General features: G+C 52.5%; 11 protein-coding genes, 4 tRNA genes, 3 rRNA genes and 1 riboswitch. Of the genes, 14 read left to right on the forward strand and 4 right to left on the reverse strand.

Going from position 1 to position 17215, the window contains the following annotated elements; genetic code table 11:
- The first annotated feature begins 258 nt into the window (after positions 1 to 258).
- Positions 259 to 1176 (forward strand): DNA-binding transcriptional regulator OxyR, encoded by a 918-nt coding sequence (gene oxyR, locus ACMYSO_RS14555; protein WP_123757991.1) that lies wholly within the window; start codon positions 259 to 261, stop codon positions 1174 to 1176.
- Here the strand turns inward: oxyR and sthA are convergent.
- The gene (gene sthA / locus ACMYSO_RS14560; RefSeq protein WP_434665480.1) at positions 1159 to 2559 is read right to left on the reverse strand and encodes a Si-specific NAD(P)(+) transhydrogenase; all 1401 of its coding nucleotides are present in this window, start codon (positions 2557 to 2559) and stop codon (positions 1159 to 1161) included. The two genes, oxyR and sthA, sit on opposite strands and share 18 nt — an antisense overlap.
- 196 nt (positions 2560 to 2755) lie before the next feature.
- On the opposite strand from sthA, the gene fabR reads away from it, so the two are divergent.
- Together fabR and ACMYSO_RS14570 are read left to right on the forward strand one after the other, a co-directional pair.
- Positions 2756 to 3391 carry an HTH-type transcriptional repressor FabR gene (gene fabR / locus ACMYSO_RS14565; protein ID WP_123757989.1) on the forward strand — a complete coding sequence of 212 codons (636 nt, stop codon included), beginning with the start codon at positions 2756 to 2758 and terminating at the stop codon, positions 3389 to 3391.
- A 15-nt stretch (positions 3392 to 3406) separates the two neighbouring features.
- Positions 3407 to 3766, forward strand: coding sequence for a YijD family membrane protein (locus tag ACMYSO_RS14570; protein WP_004869462.1), 360 nt, complete (start codon positions 3407 to 3409; stop codon positions 3764 to 3766).
- A gap of 56 nt (positions 3767 to 3822) precedes the next feature.
- Here ACMYSO_RS14570 and trmA read toward each other — a convergent pair whose 3' ends face one another.
- Positions 3823 to 4923, reverse strand: a complete 1101-nt coding sequence (gene trmA / locus ACMYSO_RS14575) for a tRNA (uridine(54)-C5)-methyltransferase TrmA (protein WP_434665483.1) — start codon at positions 4921 to 4923, stop codon at positions 3823 to 3825.
- Between the two features lie 115 nt (positions 4924 to 5038).
- Positions 5039 to 5218, forward strand: a riboswitch (cobalamin riboswitch).
- A 67-nt stretch (positions 5219 to 5285) separates the two neighbouring features.
- On the opposite strand from trmA, the gene btuB reads away from it, so the two are divergent.
- The 9 genes from btuB (at position 5286) to ACMYSO_RS14620 (ending at position 13782) form a co-directional block, all read left to right on the forward strand.
- On the forward strand, positions 5286 to 7154 hold the full coding sequence (gene btuB / locus ACMYSO_RS14580) for a TonB-dependent vitamin B12 receptor BtuB (RefSeq protein ID WP_434586920.1): 1869 nt from the start codon (positions 5286 to 5288) through the stop codon (positions 7152 to 7154).
- The gene (gene murI, locus ACMYSO_RS14585; protein ID WP_187042261.1) at positions 7099 to 7950 is read left to right on the forward strand and encodes a glutamate racemase; all 852 of its coding nucleotides are present in this window, start codon (positions 7099 to 7101) and stop codon (positions 7948 to 7950) included. Before btuB ends, murI begins: the two co-directional genes overlap by 56 nt.
- A 381-nt stretch (positions 7951 to 8331) precedes the next feature.
- Positions 8332 to 9872: ribosomal RNA gene (locus ACMYSO_RS14590) — 16S ribosomal RNA — on the forward strand.
- A gap of 71 nt (positions 9873 to 9943) precedes the next feature.
- Positions 9944 to 10020: transfer RNA gene (locus tag ACMYSO_RS14595), tRNA-Ile, on the forward strand.
- A gap of 109 nt (positions 10021 to 10129) precedes the next feature.
- Positions 10130 to 10205: transfer RNA gene (locus tag ACMYSO_RS14600), tRNA-Ala, on the forward strand.
- Between the two features lie 206 nt (positions 10206 to 10411).
- Positions 10412 to 13315, forward strand: a 23S ribosomal RNA gene (locus ACMYSO_RS14605).
- 93 nt (positions 13316 to 13408) lie between these two features.
- A 5S ribosomal RNA gene (gene rrf, locus ACMYSO_RS14610) occupies positions 13409 to 13524 on the forward strand.
- The 16S, 23S and 5S rRNA genes sit together here with 4 tRNA genes alongside, the layout of an rRNA operon.
- Positions 13525 to 13579: 55 nt before the next feature.
- Positions 13580 to 13656: transfer RNA gene (locus ACMYSO_RS14615), tRNA-Asp, on the forward strand.
- A 50-nt stretch (positions 13657 to 13706) separates the two neighbouring features.
- Positions 13707 to 13782: transfer RNA gene (locus ACMYSO_RS14620), tRNA-Trp, on the forward strand.
- A gap of 98 nt (positions 13783 to 13880) precedes the next feature.
- Here the strand turns inward: ACMYSO_RS14620 and hdfR are convergent.
- Positions 13881 to 14702, reverse strand: coding sequence for an HTH-type transcriptional regulator HdfR (gene hdfR, locus ACMYSO_RS14625; RefSeq protein ID WP_434665486.1), 822 nt, complete (start codon positions 14700 to 14702; stop codon positions 13881 to 13883).
- 118 nt (positions 14703 to 14820) lie between these two features.
- On the opposite strand from hdfR, the gene ACMYSO_RS14630 reads away from it, so the two are divergent.
- Positions 14821 to 15159, forward strand: coding sequence for a DUF413 domain-containing protein (locus ACMYSO_RS14630; protein ID WP_004869479.1), 339 nt, complete (start codon positions 14821 to 14823; stop codon positions 15157 to 15159).
- A gap of 24 nt (positions 15160 to 15183) precedes the next feature.
- On the opposite strand, the gene ACMYSO_RS14635 is transcribed toward ACMYSO_RS14630, so the two are convergent.
- The gene (locus tag ACMYSO_RS14635) at positions 15184 to 16704 is read right to left on the reverse strand and encodes a YifB family Mg chelatase-like AAA ATPase (protein WP_434665488.1); all 1521 of its coding nucleotides are present in this window, start codon (positions 16702 to 16704) and stop codon (positions 15184 to 15186) included.
- Between the two features lie 364 nt (positions 16705 to 17068).
- Between ACMYSO_RS14635 and ilvL the strand changes: the two genes are divergently transcribed.
- Positions 17069 to 17167: an ilv operon leader peptide gene (gene ilvL, locus ACMYSO_RS14640; protein ID WP_001311244.1), complete on the forward strand. Its 99-nt coding sequence runs from the start codon at positions 17069 to 17071 to the stop codon at positions 17165 to 17167.
- The last annotated feature ends 48 nt before the right edge of the window (positions 17168 to 17215 follow it).

The following is a 17215-nucleotide window of genomic DNA, read 5'->3' on the forward strand; positions in this document are numbered from 1 at the left end:
GGGTGAGTCGTTGAAAAGCAGTCAAAGAGGCTCGGGCCATGCCCGGGCTTTTTTTATGCAAAAAAAAGCGGACACAAGGTCCGCAAAAGTTCACGTTGGCTTTAGTTGTTCGGTCAGGGAATATGATGAGGTCATCGTTGATTTTCTGACGTCGGCCTCGTTTCTGGGCTTATTATTGAACAGAAAACTTGATAGGGATAATCGTTCGTTGCTATGCTATCTATCGCCATGAACTATCATGGCGACGGAGGATGAATAATGAATATTCGCGATCTTGAATACCTGGTTGCGCTAGCCGAGCACCGCCATTTTCGGCGCGCGGCGGACTCCTGCCACGTCAGCCAACCCACGCTGAGCGGACAAATCCGCAAGCTGGAGGATGAACTTGGGGTCATGTTGCTGGAGCGCACCAGCCGTAAGGTTCTGTTTACCCAGGCCGGACTGTTGCTGGTGGATCAGGCGCGTACCGTGTTACGCGAAGTCAAAGTGCTCAAGGAAATGGCAAGTCAACAAGGTGAGACCATGTCCGGGCCGCTGCATATCGGCCTGATTCCGACAATTGGCCCTTATCTGTTGCCGCAAATAATACCGATGCTGCACCAGACTTTTCCAAAACTGGAAATGTATCTGCATGAAGCACAAACCCATCAACTGCTGGCTCAGCTCGACAGCGGTAAGCTGGACTGCGCGATCCTCGCGCTGGTGAAAGAGAGCGAGGCCTTTATTGAGGTCCCGCTGTTTGATGAGCCGATGATGCTGGCTATCTACGAAGATCACCCGTGGGCAAATCGCGATCGCGTGCCGATGTCTGATTTGGCCGGGGAAAAGCTGCTGATGCTGGAAGATGGTCACTGCCTGCGCGATCAGGCAATGGGCTTCTGTTTTGAGGCCGGTGCGGATGAAGATACCCATTTCCGCGCAACCAGTCTTGAAACGCTGCGCAATATGGTGGCTGCAGGTAGCGGTATCACGCTGCTGCCGGCGTTAGCGGTACCGCAGGAGAGAAAGCGCGATGGCGTGGTCTATATTCCGTGCATTAAGCCGGAACCAAGACGCACCATTGGTCTGGTGTATCGTCCCGGTTCACCGCTGCGTAGTCGCTATGAGCATCTGGCGGAGGCCATCCGCGGCACTATGGATGGCCATTTCGACAAAGCGTTAAAACAGGCGGTTTAAGCCATTTAACGCGGCGACCCGATAGGCTTCCGCCATGGTCGGGTAGTTAAAGGTGGTGTTGACGAAGTACTCAATGGTGTTGCCACCACCTTTCTGCTCCATAATCGCCTGGCCGATATGAATAATCTCGGCCGCGCGTTCACCAAAGCAATGAATGCCCAGGATCTCTTTCGTTTCACGATGGAACAGGATCTTCAGGGTTCCCACGCTCATGCCGACGATTTGCGCGCGTGCCAGGTGTTTAAACGCCGCACGGCCCACTTCGTATGGCACCTTCATCGCCGTCAACTGCTGCTCGGTTTTACCCACGGAGCTGATTTCCGGAATGGTGTAGATACCGGTCGGGATATCTTCAATCAGGTGGGCAGAGGCCTCGCCTTTAATCAGCGCCTGCGCGGCGATGCGGCCTTGATCGTAGGCGGCGGACGCCAGGCTCGGATAACCGATAACGTCACCAACGGCATAGATATGCGGCAGCGCCGTCTGGTACATGCTGTTCACTTTGATCTGGCCGCGGCTATCGGTTTTCAGGCCGATATTGTCCAGCGCCAGGGAATCGGTATTACCGGTACGGCCGTTGGCGTACAGCAGGCAGTCGGCTTTCAGTTTTTTTCCCGATTTCAAATGCATGATCACGCCGTCATCGACGGCTTCAATTTTCTCATACTCTTCGTTGTGGCGAATCACCACGCCGCTGTTCCAGAAGTGATAGGAGAGAGAGTCAGACATCTCCTGATCGAGGAACGCCAGCAGACGATCGCGGGTGTTGATCAGGTCGACTTTCACCTCCATGCCGCGGAAAATCGACGCATATTCGCAACCAATAACCCCGGCGCCGTAGATGATCACGTGGCGTGGTTCGTGCTGCAGGCTGAGAATCGAATCGCTGTCATACACGCGCGGATGGGAAAAATCGACATCGGCAGGATGGTAAGGGCGTGAGCCGCAGGCGATAACGAATTTTTCAGCGGTGACGGTCTCGACGGTACCATCGTGACATTCCAGCGCGAGGGTGTGTTCATCAACAAAGTGGGCGTTGCCCTGCAAAATTTCGCAGTGGTTGCGCTCATAGAAACCCTGACGCATATGGGTTTGTTGATTAATCACGCTGTCGGCATGGTTCAGAATGTCGGCAAAAGAAGAACGAAGAAGGCGGGAGTGGTCACTGTAGAGAGGGTTTTGGTTAAACTCGATAATACGACTGACGGCATGGCGGAGCGCTTTTGACGGGATGGTACCCCAGTGGGTACAGCCGCCGCCAACGTTATGATAGCGCTCGATAACGGCGACGCGCGCTCCCTGTTTAACCAGTCCCATGGCGGCGCCTTCACCGCCAGGGCCGGACCCAATCACGATTGCATCATAATCCCAAGAGTGCGACATGGCATTACTCACCTGTTTTATACATAAAATAAACACGATGATAACATTCGCCGCGCTTTAACCCAATTATCGTTGTGCTTTTTTGCGGCATAAAAGCAGAATCGGCTCGTAAACAATCATTCACAAAGCAGTGTAAACCGATTAGTTTTAATCTCTGGTATAGTGCCAGCAGGGCTATTGGAAGGATTCAGACATCGTGATGGGCGTAAGAGCGCTACAAAAAGAGAAAACCCGGCGTTCGCTGGTCGAAGCGGCATTCAGCCAGCTTAGCGCTGAGCGGAGTTTCGCCAGCTTGAGTTTACGTGAAGTCGCGCGCGAGGCGGGGATTGCGCCCACGTCCTTTTATCGCCATTTTCGTGATGTTGATGAGCTAGGTCTGACGATGGTCGACGAGAGTGGGCTCATGCTTCGCCAACTGATGCGCCAGGCGCGGCAGCGTATCGCTAAAGGCGGTAGTGTGATTCGCACCTCCGTCTCCACATTTATGGAATTTATCGGCAATAACCCTAACGCCTTCCGCCTGTTGTTGCGGGAACGTTCGGGCACTTCCGCGGCGTTTCGCGCCGCTGTCGCACGCGAAATTCAACATTTCATCGCGGAACTTGCCGACTATTTAGAAATCGAAAACCACATGCCACGCGCCTTTACCGAAGCGCAGGCTGAAGCTATGGTCACCATCGTGTTTAGTGCCGGCGCAGAAGCGCTGGATGTCGGTGTTGAACAACGTCGGCAGCTGGAAGAACGACTGGTACTGCAGCTCAGAATGATCTCGAAAGGGGCGTACTATTGGTATCGCCGCGAACAAGAAAAAATGTCACATCATTCCGAATAACGTGAAGGACGAGCAATGAAACACTCAGTTCAAGATAAAGGTACGTTGTTGCTGGCGCTGATCGCTGGCCTGTCCATTAATGGAACCTTCGCAGCCCTGTTCAGCTCGATTGTTCCCTTTTCCATCTTCCCGGTTCTGTCGTTACTGCTGACGGTGTACTGTCTGCACCAGCGCTATCAGAATCGCAGCATGCCCGTGGGGCTGCCGGGCCTGGCGGCCGCCTGTTTTATTCTGGGCGTTCTACTGTACAGCACCGTGGTGCGTGCGGAGTATCCGGATATCGGGTCTAACTTCTTCCCGGCGGTGCTGTCGGTGATCACCGTGTTCTGGATTGGCTACCGGATCCGCAACCGTAAGGACGCGGCGGCAGAGTAAACCGGTCGTCAGACTCACCCGGCAAACATCGTGTTGCCGGGTTCATTTCTTGCTTCTTACTTCTTCGTTAACAGCACGCCGCATTCCATATGATGGGTATACGGGAACTGATCGAACAGCGCCAGGCGTGTGACGTCGTGAGTCTGGCTTAAGGTTTCCAGATTCTGGCACAGGGTCTCCGGGTTACAGGAGATATACAGGATCCGTGGATACGCCTGCACCATTTTCTCCGTTTCACTGTCCAGACCGCTGCGCGGCGGATCGACAAAAATGGTCTCGCACTGATAGCTTTGCAGGTCGATACCCTGCAGGCGATTAAACTCACGCACGCCGTTCATGGCCTGAGTAAACTCTTCTGCCGCCATGCGGATAATCTGCACGTTATCAATATGGTTAGCCGCGATGTTGTACTGTGCCGCCGCGACGGACGGTTTAGCGATCTCCGTTGCCAGTACGCGCTCAAAATTTCGCGCCAGCGCCAGTGAGAAGTTACCGTTGCCGCAGTATAGCTCCAGTAAATCCCCCGTAGCCCCTTCGGTGGCATCCAGCGCCCATTCCAGCATCTGAATATTCATGGCGGCGTTCGGCTGGGTGAAGCTGTTTTCAACCTGACGGTAGATCATCTCCCGACCGGCAACCGGCAAACGCTCATCTATATAGTCCTGATCGAGTTCGATTTTGGTTTTAGTGGCCCGGCCAATCAGGTGCACGTTGAGGTTTTGCGCGCGCAACGCATCGCGCAGGGTGGTGGCCTGCTGACGCCACTCGTCATCAAGTTTTTTGTGGTACAGCAGCGATACCACGGCCTGGTTGCTCATCGTGGTCAGGTAGTCGACCTGGAACAGCTTATGGCGCAAAACCGGGTTGTTGCGCACACCGTCGAGGATGGCGGTCATCAGTTGATTGATAAGCTCGCTGGCTGCCGGGAAGCTATCAACGCGAATGCGCGATTTAGTCTGTTGATCAAACATGATGTGGTACAGGTCATCGCCATCGTGCCACAGACGAAACTCTGCACGCATTCGATAATGGCTGACCGGCGAACGAAACACCTCCGGAACCGGCGCGGCAAAAGGCACCATCATTTTTTGCAGACGGACGACTTTCTCTGCCAGCTGCGCTTCATACTGTTCGGTCGGAAGATGTTCGGGGGTCATGATGCATCCTGAATAAAATAATTACGCGGGGATTGTAGGGAAAGCGCAGGGGATGTCCAGCCCGGATAAGGTTTCAAATATAATTATAGAAGTCTGGACATCTATATGTTTCTAATTATAGCATTGTGTAACCGGTCCTGTGAGTTAAAAGGGAATCCAGTGTAAATCTGGGGCTGACGCGCAGCGGTAAGGAAGGTGGGATGAACGCATTATGCAGACACTGCCGATAGTTGGTGGGAAGTCTTCATCCATAACACACCCCGAGCCCGAAGACCTGCCGGAATACGTCGCATTTGGTTTCTATCATCGCGTGCTACTGATGAAGCCAGCGGCATCCTTTATATGTTACGGATGCTTTTACAATGATTAAAAAAGCTTCGCTGATGACGGCACTCTCCGTCACGGCATTTTCTGGCTGGGCGCAAGACAGCAATTCAGATACGTTAGTGGTGACAGCAAATCGTTTTCAACAGCCGGTCAATACGGTGCTTGCGCCGACTGACGTGGTGACCCGGGAAGATATCGATCGCTGGCAGGCCAAGGATTTAAACGACGTCATGCGTCGACTGCCTGGGGTGGATGTTGCCCAGAATGGCGGAATGGGGCAAAGTTCGTCGCTGTTCATCCGCGGTACTGAAGCCAAACAGGTGCTGGTGCTGATTGATGGCGTTCCTACGCCTCGCCCTGGCATTACCAATAACCCCGACCTCAATCAAATACCGCTCTCGCTGGTGCAACGGGTAGAGTATATCCGTGGTCCGCGCTCCGCGATTTATGGTTCTGGTGCAATGGGCGGGGTGATTAACGTCATTACCCACTCTGATAAAGAAGAATCTAAGATCACCGCGGGCGTCGGCTCGGAAGGCTATCAGCAATACGACGGCACGCTGCGTCATCGCTTCGGTGATACGGTCGCCACAGTGGCGGGTTCCTATGAGGGGAATAAGGGCTTTAACGTTCAGCCTGACTCCACCTGGAGCCATGACCAGGATCGCGACGGCTTCCGCAGTAAAGCGTTCTGGGGTAGCCTCGAGCATAAATTCAACGATAACTTCGACGGCTTCTTCCGCGGTCGTAGCTATACCAACAACTCCGATTACGATCTGGGAAGTGCCCCTTACAGCGCGGCGTACAGCGCAGATGAAGAACAGCTCTATAACCAGAGCTGGGATGCGGGCCTGACCTACAGCTCCGGGATTTACTCTTCGCAGCTGATTGCCAGCTACCAGAAGGTGAAAGACTACAACTACAGCAGCATCTACGGCCGTTACAATGACGGTACAACGCTCGATCGTATGACGCAGCGTAATCTGCAGTGGGGAAATAACCTAATTGTCGGCCATGGCTCGGTGAGTGCCGGCGTGGACTGGCAGCAGCAGCGACTGACCTCGTCGGACACGGTGATATCGGATACCTATAAACGTGATAACACGGGTCTGTATCTGACCGGGCAACAGCAGTTTGGCGATGTGACGCTCGAGGCTTCCGGCCGCGAGGATCACGATGAGCAGTTTGGCTGGCACGGCACCTGGCAAACTACCGCCGGTTGGGAGTTCGTGGAGAACTATCGCGTTACCCTCGGCTACGGCACCGGCTTCCTCGCACCTTCTTTGGGGCAACAGTTCGGTTCCGCCCGTTTTGGTATCAACTCGAACCCGAACCTGAAGCCTGAAGAGTCTAAGCAGTGGGAAGCCGGGCTTGAAGGTCTTACCGGCCCGCTGGACTGGCGACTGTCGGCGTATCACTACAAGATTTCGAATCTGATTACCTATTACTCGGATCCGGTCACCTATGACGGCGAGTATGACAATATCAATTCCGCGACCATTAAAGGTGTGGAGTGGACAGGTAATATTGATACCGGCATTTTCAGCCATCGCGTGACGTTGCAGTATGTCGATCCGCGTAATGATGATAATGGTGAAGTTCTGGCCAGACGTTCTAAACGCCAGGCTAAATATCAGCTCGACTGGACGATGTTCAAGGTCGATATGGATATCTCGTGGCAGTATTATGGTAAGCGCTACGATAACAACACGTCTCAGTACAATACGACGCAGCGAATTTTGCCAAGCTATAGCACGGTTGACGTTTCTGCCGCGTATCCGATCACCGATCGCCTGACAGTTCGTGGTAAAATAGCCAACCTGTTCGATAAAGATTACGAGACAGCTTATGGCTACCAAACTGCAGGACGAGAATACTACTTGTCTGGCAGCTACACCTTCTGATCCACGTCCCACCGTACTGGTGTTTGATTCCGGTGTCGGTGGGTTGTCGGTTTATAATGAGATTCGGCAGCTGCTGCCGGATCTGCATTACATCTACGCTTTCGATAACGTTGCTTTTCCTTACGGGGAGAAGAGTGAAGAATTTATCGTTGAACGCGTGCTCGAGATTGTCACCGCGGTTCAGCAGCGTTATCCGCTGGCGCTAGCCGTCATTGCCTGTAACACCGCCAGTACCGTTTCTCTTCCCGCACTGCGTGACAAATTTGGCTTTCCCGTGGTGGGCGTGGTACCGGCGATTAAGCCTGCGGCCCGACTCACAGCGAACGGTATCGTCGGCCTGTTAGCCACCCGCGGCACGGTCAAGCGTCCTTATACGCGTGAGCTAATCAGCCGCTTTGCCAATGAATGTAAGATAGAGATGCTGGGTTCTGCGGAACTGGTTGAACTGGCAGAAGCGAAGCTGCAAGGTGAGCCGGTCCCGCTGGATGAGCTACGACGTATTCTGCGTCCCTGGCTGCGGATGTCAGAGCCGCCTGATACGGTGGTACTGGGCTGCACGCATTTCCCGCTGTTACAGGAAGAACTGCAACAGGTATTGCCGGAAGGCACACGAATGATTGATTCCGGTGCCGCAATTGCCCGTCGTACCGTCTGGTTGCTCGAGCATGAGGCACCAGACGCAAAATCCAGTGACCCTAATATTGCCTATTGTATGGCGCTGACCGCTGGAACCGAGCAACTTTTACCCGTTTTACAGCGTTATGGCTTTGAGACGCTGGAAAAACTGCCGCTTTAAGGCCGTTTTGAACAAAAAAGAGACGGTTGAAAAGTTTTTTTAAAACAGGGCTTGTCAACGTCTCAGAACTCCCTATAATGCGCCTCCACTGACACGGAACAACGGCAAGCAAGCCGCCGGGTCAGCAGGGTTTCTCCGGAAATTCTGACAGAGAAAAGCGAAAACAAATGCTTGACTCTGAATGAGGAAAACGTATTATACGGGACCTCGCAACGGTGAGCGAAAGCCGCGTTGCACTGCTCTTTAACAATTTATCAGACAATCTGTGTGGGCACTCAAAGTGACATGGATTCTTAACGTCCTCGGACGAAAAATGAATACCAAGTCTCTGAGTGAACATACGTAATTCATTACGAAGTTTAATTCACGAGCATCAAACTTAAATTGAAGAGTTTGATCATGGCTCAGATTGAACGCTGGCGGCAGGCCTAACACATGCAAGTCGAGCGGTAGCACAGGAGAGCTTGCTCTCCGGGTGACGAGCGGCGGACGGGTGAGTAATGTCTGGGAAACTGCCTGATGGAGGGGGATAACTACTGGAAACGGTAGCTAATACCGCATAACGTCGCAAGACCAAAGTGGGGGACCTTCGGGCCTCATGCCATCAGATGTGCCCAGATGGGATTAGCTAGTAGGTGGGGTAATGGCTCACCTAGGCGACGATCCCTAGCTGGTCTGAGAGGATGACCAGCCACACTGGAACTGAGACACGGTCCAGACTCCTACGGGAGGCAGCAGTGGGGAATATTGCACAATGGGCGCAAGCCTGATGCAGCCATGCCGCGTGTATGAAGAAGGCCTTCGGGTTGTAAAGTACTTTCAGCGAGGAGGAAGGCATTAAGGTTAATAACCTTAGTGATTGACGTTACTCGCAGAAGAAGCACCGGCTAACTCCGTGCCAGCAGCCGCGGTAATACGGAGGGTGCAAGCGTTAATCGGAATTACTGGGCGTAAAGCGCACGCAGGCGGTTTGTTAAGTCAGATGTGAAATCCCCGGGCTCAACCTGGGAACTGCATTTGAAACTGGCAAGCTTGAGTCTTGTAGAGGGGGTAGAATTCCAGGTGTAGCGGTGAAATGCGTAGAGATCTGGAGGAATACCGGTGGCGAAGGCGGCCCCCTGGACAAAGACTGACGCTCAGGTGCGAAAGCGTGGGGAGCAAACAGGATTAGATACCCTGGTAGTCCACGCTGTAAACGATGTCGACTTGGAGGTTGTTCCCTTGAGGAGTGGCTTCCGGAGCTAACGCGTTAAGTCGACCGCCTGGGGAGTACGGCCGCAAGGTTAAAACTCAAATGAATTGACGGGGGCCCGCACAAGCGGTGGAGCATGTGGTTTAATTCGATGCAACGCGAAGAACCTTACCTACTCTTGACATCCAGAGAACTTAGCAGAGATGCTTTGGTGCCTTCGGGAACTCTGAGACAGGTGCTGCATGGCTGTCGTCAGCTCGTGTTGTGAAATGTTGGGTTAAGTCCCGCAACGAGCGCAACCCTTATCCTTTGTTGCCAGCGGTCCGGCCGGGAACTCAAAGGAGACTGCCAGTGATAAACTGGAGGAAGGTGGGGATGACGTCAAGTCATCATGGCCCTTACGAGTAGGGCTACACACGTGCTACAATGGCATATACAAAGAGAAGCGACCTCGCGAGAGCAAGCGGACCTCATAAAGTATGTCGTAGTCCGGATTGGAGTCTGCAACTCGACTCCATGAAGTCGGAATCGCTAGTAATCGTAGATCAGAATGCTACGGTGAATACGTTCCCGGGCCTTGTACACACCGCCCGTCACACCATGGGAGTGGGTTGCAAAAGAAGTAGGTAGCTTAACCTTCGGGAGGGCGCTTACCACTTTGTGATTCATGACTGGGGTGAAGTCGTAACAAGGTAACCGTAGGGGAACCTGCGGTTGGATCACCTCCTTACCTGAAAGAACCTGCCTTTGTAGTGTCCACACAGATTGTCTGATGAAAAATAAGCAGTAAAACATCTCTGCAGGCTTGTAGCTCAGGTGGTTAGAGCGCACCCCTGATAAGGGTGAGGTCGGTGGTTCAAGTCCACTCAGGCCTACCAAATTCATCCTGATACTGCGTTGTGAAACGACTCGCATACTTCAGTATGCTTCGCTCTTCCACGCCTTGTTTCAGTCTGAATTACCGGTACGAGAGATGAGTATTACGATGGGGTTATAGCTCAGCTGGGAGAGCGCCTGCCTTGCACGCAGGAGGTCTGCGGTTCGATCCCGCATAGCTCCACCATCCTTTACTGCTGAATAACAAGAAAACTTCAGAGTGTACCTGAAAAGGTATGCTGCGAAGTTTTGCTCTTTAAAAATCTGGATCAAGCTGAAAATTGAAACGACACACTGTTTCCTTTCTCCGTAATAAGAAAGGAAAAGCGGTGTGTTCGAGTCTCTCAAATTTTCGCAACGCGGACTGTTTTACGAAACAGCTTCGGGTTGTGAGGTTAAGCGACTAAGCGTACACGGTGGATGCCCTGGCAGTCAGAGGCGATGAAGGACGTGCTAATCTGCGATAAGCGTCGGTAAGGTGATATGAACCGTTATAACCGGCGATTTCCGAATGGGGAAACCCAGTGTGTTTCGACACACTATCGTTAAGTGAATACATAGCTTAACGAAGCGAACCGGGGGAACTGAAACATCTAAGTACCCCGAGGAAAAGAAATCAACCGAGATTCCCCCAGTAGCGGCGAGCGAACGGGGAGGAGCCCAGAGTCTGAATCAGCGTGTGTGTTAGTGGAACGGTCTGGAAAGTCCGGCGGTACAGGGTGATAGCCCCGTACACTAAAATGCACACGTTGTGAACTCGAAGAGTAGGGCGGGACACGTGGTATCCTGTCTGAATATGGGGGACCATCCTCCAAGGCTAAATACTCCTGACTGACCGATAGTGAACCAGTACCGTGAGGGAAAGGCGAAAAGAACCCCGGCGAGGGGAGTGAAAAAGAACCTGAAACCGTGTACGTACAAGCAGTGGGAGCCTACTTGTTAGGTGACTGCGTACCTTTTGTATAATGGGTCAGCGACTTATATTCTGTAGCAAGGTTAACCGTATAGGGGAGCCGCAGGGAAACCGAGTCTTAACTGGGCGTTAAGTTGCAGGGTATAGACCCGAAACCCGGTGATCTAGCCATGGGCAGGTTGAAGGTTGGGTAACACTAACTGGAGGACCGAACCGACTAATGTTGAAAAATTAGCGGATGACTTGTGGCTGGGGGTGAAAGGCCAATCAAACCGGGAGATAGCTGGTTCTCCCCGAAAGCTATTTAGGTAGCGCCTCGTGAATTCATCTTCGGGGGTAGAGCACTGTTTCGGCTAGGGGGTCATCCCGACTTACCAACCCGATGCAAACTACGAATACCGAAGAATGTTATCACGGGAGACACACGGCGGGTGCTAACGTCCGTCGTGAAGAGGGAAACAACCCAGACCGCCAGCTAAGGTCCCAAAGTCATGGTTAAGTGGGAAACGATGTGGGAAGGCACAGACAGCCAGGATGTTGGCTTAGAAGCAGCCATCATTTAAAGAAAGCGTAATAGCTCACTGGTCGAGTCGGCCTGCGCGGAAGATGTAACGGGGCTAAACCATGCACCGAAGCTGCGGCAGCGACACTATGTGTTGTTGGGTAGGGGAGCGTTCTGTAAGCCGTTGAAGGTGGCCTGTGAGGGTTGCTGGAGGTATCAGAAGTGCGAATGCTGACATAAGTAACGATAAAGCGGGTGAAAAGCCCGCTCGCCGGAAGACCAAGGGTTCCTGTCCAACGTTAATCGGGGCAGGGTGAGTCGACCCCTAAGGCGAGGCCGAAAGGCGTAGTCGATGGGAAACAGGTTAATATTCCTGTACTCGGTGTTACTGCGAAGGGGGACGGAGAAGGCTATGTTAGCCGGGCGACGGTTGTCCCGGTTTAAGCATGTAGGCGGAGCGTTTAGGTAAATCCGGACGCTTATTAACGCTGAGGTGTGATGACGAGGCACTACGGTGCTGAAGTAACAAATGCCCTGCTTCCAGGAAAAGCCTCTAAGCATCAGGTAACATCAAATCGTACCCCAAACCGACACAGGTGGTCAGGTAGAGAATACCAAGGCGCTTGAGAGAACTCGGGTGAAGGAACTAGGCAAAATGGTGCCGTAACTTCGGGAGAAGGCACGCTGATGGTAGGTGAAGTGACTTGCTCATGGAGCTGAAATCAGTCGAAGATACCAGCTGGCTGCAACTGTTTATTAAAAACACAGCACTGTGCAAACACGAAAGTGGACGTATACGGTGTGACGCCTGCCCGGTGCCGGAAGGTTAATTGATGGGGTTATCCGTAAGGAGAAGCTCTTGATCGAAGCCCCGGTAAACGGCGGCCGTAACTATAACGGTCCTAAGGTAGCGAAATTCCTTGTCGGGTAAGTTCCGACCTGCACGAATGGCGTAATGATGGCCAGGCTGTCTCCACCCGAGACTCAGTGAAATTGAACTCGCTGTGAAGATGCAGTGTACCCGCGGCAAGACGGAAAGACCCCGTGAACCTTTACTATAGCTTGACACTGAACATTGAGCCTTGATGTGTAGGATAGGTGGGAGGCTTTGAAGCGTGGACGCCAGTCTGCGTGGAGCCAACCTTGAAATACCACCCTTTAATGTTTGATGTTCTAACGTAGACCCGTGATCCGGGTTGCGGACAGTGTCTGGTGGGTAGTTTGACTGGGGCGGTCTCCTCCCAAAGAGTAACGGAGGAGCACGAAGGTTAGCTAATCCTGGTCGGACATCAGGAGGTTAGTGCAATGGCATAAGCTAGCTTGACTGCGAGCGTGACGGCGCGAGCAGGTGCGAAAGCAGGTCATAGTGATCCGGTGGTTCTGAATGGAAGGGCCATCGCTCAACGGATAAAAGGTACTCCGGGGATAACAGGCTGATACCGCCCAAGAGTTCATATCGACGGCGGTGTTTGGCACCTCGATGTCGGCTCATCACATCCTGGGGCTGAAGTAGGTCCCAAGGGTACGGCTGTTCGCCGTTTAAAGTGGTACGCGAGCTGGGTTTAGAACGTCGTGAGACAGTTCGGTCCCTATCTGCCGTGGGCGCTGGAGAATTGAGGGGGGCTGCTCCTAGTACGAGAGGACCGGAGTGGACGCATCACTGGTGTTCGGGTTGTCATGCCAATGGCATTGCCCGGTAGCTAAATGCGGAAAAGATAAGTGCTGAAAGCATCTAAGCACGAAACTTGCCCCGAGATGAGTTCTCCCTGACTCCTTGAGAGTCCTGAAGGAACGTTGAAGACGACGACGTTGATAGGTCGGGTGTGTAAGCGTAGCGATACGTTGAGCTAACCGATACTAATGAACCGTGAGGCTTAACCTTACAACGCCAAAGCTGTTTTGGTGATTAGAGAAGATTTTCAGCCTGATACAGATTAGTCGATGTGTCTTTAAGACGTGTTGATAACAGAATTTGCCTGGCGGCGATAGCGCGGTGGTCCCACCTGACCCCATGCCGAACTCAGAAGTGAAACGCCGTAGCGCCGATGGTAGTGTGGGGTCTCCCCATGTGAGAGTAGGGAACTGCCAGGCATCAAATTAGCAGTGAAACCGGGGCAATAAACCGGTTGTTGTAAAGAAATTCGGTGGAGCGGTAGTTCAGTCGGTTAGAATACCTGCCTGTCACGCAGGGGGTCGCGGGTTCGAGTCCCGTCCGTTCCGCCACTTATTAAAATTAAGCCTGCTACATTAGCAGGCTTAATAGTAGCAAATTTAGGGGCGTAGCTCAGTTGGTAGAGCACCGGTCTCCAAAACCGGGTGTCGCGAGTTCGAGTCTCTCCGCCCCTGCCATATATAATCCTTTGCTTAGGCAAAGGATTTTTTTTGCCTGTCGTTTGCCCCTCAAAAGATCTTCCCCACATCCTCCGTCCCTGGAGGCGTATGTTTAGTTAATCCAGTATGCTGGTTTTGAGTATCTCGCGGATCTGCGCCTGTTTATCGCTATTCTGTAGCCAGATAGCGTACAGAGGGCGCGATAGCGTTGTGCTATCCGTCACCGTATGTAGCCCGCTTTTATCCTTCACCCAGCGCGTAGGCAGCCATGTGCAACCATTTAGCGCAGCCAGTTGCTGATAGGCTAACTCGGCGGAACTGGTCGTCAACAGGGGAACGTCATCGCTACCAATCAGTCCGACTTCATTTTGTTGAAAGTCCGGACCCCATTCCAGGCGCAAATAATTCAATTCACTCTTATTTTTAAACGGCGAGGCGCAGTAGAGTGCTAAGGTAAAATTACCGAGCAACTGGCTGCTTAATTCGTCCATTTTCGGCGATTCTGTCGTGATCAGCAGATCAAGTTGCCGTTCATGTAATTGTTTAACCAGCGATTGCCGCTGCGCAATCCGCGCCTCAAATTGCAGGTTATGGGACTCTTTGTAGAGTCTTCCCAGCCACCCGTTAAGCATGCATTCCCATAAAGATGCGCTACCGCCAATCGAGAATTCATTATGCCGGGAGGCGTTCGCGACCTCTTTTCGCGCTGCCTGCCAGGTATTCATCAACGTTTCGGCGTAAGGAAGCAATTTTTCGCCGGCAGATGTCAGACGGATGTTGTTGCGATGACGGGTAAAAAGGTTAACGCCAAGCTGGTTTTCCAACTGGCGAATACGAAAGCTGACCGCTGACTGCGTCAGATAAAGCGCCTCCGCTGCTCGCCCAAAGTGGCGAGTTCTACTCACCTCAAGGAAAGTTTTGAGCAATTCCGTATCCACACTCTTCTCCGCAAAATTATTTGTCGTAATGATTTAAATCTTTTGTTTTACACTCTGTCAAGCGTAACTAATACTCCGCGCCATAAATAGCTCGGCCAAAGAATCAGGAGCGTGTAGGATGGCGGAAAGCTTTATGACGACTAATCGTTTTTTCGATAATAAACATTATCCGCGCGGGTTCTCCCGTCATGGTGATTTCACCATCAAAGAGGCACAACTGCTGGAACAGCATGGTTATGCTCTTAACGAACTGGAACTGGGTAAACGCGAACCTGTCACCGAAGATGAAAAACAGTTTGTTTCGGTATGCCGAGGTGAGCGTGAGCCAGCAACGGAAATGGAGCGCGTCTGGATTAAGTATATGGCACGCATTAAGCGGCCTAAGCGTTTTCATACTCTGTCTGGCGGCAAGCCGCAGGTAGAAGGCGCTGAAGATTACACCGAAAGCGACGATTAAGAAAAAAGGGCGAGAGCCCTTTTTTTATGTCATCAGTTTCTGCAAATGGGTCAGCATCCGTTCTATTGCCCGATAGCCAAGGGCCTCCTGTAGGTGACAGCGCTCGATACGAGGTTCATCGCCGATGTCGGCAATGGTTCGGGCAACTTTAAGTAAGCGCTGCCAGGCGCGAATAGAGAGTCCCAGCTGTGCTAATACCTGCTCCAGCCAGATCGCGTCCTGGTGGTGGAGTGGGCACCAGATTTTCATTTCGCTATTTTCCAGATCGGCATTTAGTTTCTCCTGCCGGGAGAGCTGCTTTTCACGTGCCGCCAGAACTCGCTTGCGTACACTGGCGCTATCTTCTGAGACGATGCCTTCCTGGCTGAGTACGCCGGGCGGTGGCAGAGGAATTTCCAGCGATAAATCAAAACGGTCGAGGAACGGCCCTGACAGACGTCCCAGATAGCGTAAGGTTTGTTCGGGAGAAGCCCGATTATGGTGGCCCTGATAGTGCCCGGTCGGGCTAGGGTTCATCGCGGCAATAAGCTGGAAATGCGCCGGATAGTCAATTTTCGCCCGGGTCCGTGAAATGTGTATCTTTCCTGACTCAATTGGCTCGCGTAACGCATCGAGTACTCTACGTTCAAACTCCGGGAGTTCATCGAGAAATAACACTCCGTTGTGGGCCAGGGAGATCTCACCAGGAATGGGGATTGATCCGCCTCCCACCATTGCCGTGAGTGAGGCACTATGATGCGGGCTGCGAAACGGCCGTTGGCGCCACTGTTTCGCAGCGCGTTGAGAGCTGAACAGGCTCAGGATCGCGGCGCTCTCTAACGCCTCCTGATTGCTCAACGGTGGCAGGATACCCGGCAGCCGGCTGGCTAGCATAGTTTTTCCTGTTCCCGGAGGGCCGATCAGCAGCAGGTTATGCCCACCTGCGGCGACAATTTCCAGCGCGCGTTTCCCCTGCTGTTGCCCAATGACATCACTCAGGTCAGGAAGCTCCTGTGGAAGGGGGTCTGGCTCCGGGAGGGGGCAAGATAAGGTGTGTTGGCCTTCCAGGAAAGCACACACCTCCTGTAAATGGTTGGCGACAAGACATTCGCTACCCTCAATGAGCCCCACCTCTGCAGCGTTATCCTCGGCAACGACAATCTGCCGCCCGGCTTTTATCGCCTCCATTGCGCTGGAGATAGCGCCAGGAACGCCACGTAGCGCCCCTGTAAGCGCGAGTTCACCGATAAACTCGTATTGATTCAGCCTGGTGGTATTAAGCTGCTCCGATGCCACCAGAAGCGCGAGAGCGATAGGCAGATCGTACCGACCACCTTCTTTTGGCAGATCGGCCGGAGCCAGGTTAATGGTGATCTTTTTGGCCGGGAACGTATAGCCGCTGTTAATGATCGCGCTACGTACCCGGTCCCGCGCCTCTTTCACCGTGGTTTCAGGAAGACCCACCATGGTCAACCCGGGAAGCCCATTACTGATATGTATTTCGATAGTAATAAGCGGGGCGCTGATACCAAAAGCAGCCCGTGTGTAAACGATCGCGAGTGACATAATGCCTCCTGAGAGCCGGCATTATGTCGACTGAAAAAGCATTGGTAACCTGCAATAAGCGTGTTTTAGGCGACGTATTCCAGCGAATTTGCCGGATATCATTACATTTCATTCAATATGGAATGTGCTTCGCGGTCGGACATCATGGTGGTGGACTCTTCAGAGAGGAATCATCGCGTCGTCATAAAAAATGGCAATAAATTGAATTTTTTTCACTTTATACTTTTCTTATTAAAAACAATTGTTTTACCTAAAATTGTTAGCATGATCAGAAAGTGAGACATAAAAAAATCTTGTGTTTGATGCGATGACTGTGATAACTCTTTAGGTATTCCTTCGAACAAGAAGCCAGAAAGAACAGAAAATGACAGCCCTTCTACGAGTGATTAGCCTGGTCGTGATTAGCGTGGTGGTGATTATTATCCCACCGTGCGGGGCTGCACTTGGACGAGGAAAGGCTTAGTAATCAAGCCTTAACGAACTAAGACCCCCGCACCGAAAGGTCCGGGGG

The organism is Klebsiella sp. B345 (assembly GCF_051131735.1).
In the GTDB taxonomy this organism is placed as follows: Bacteria; Pseudomonadota; Gammaproteobacteria; order Enterobacterales; family Enterobacteriaceae; genus Klebsiella.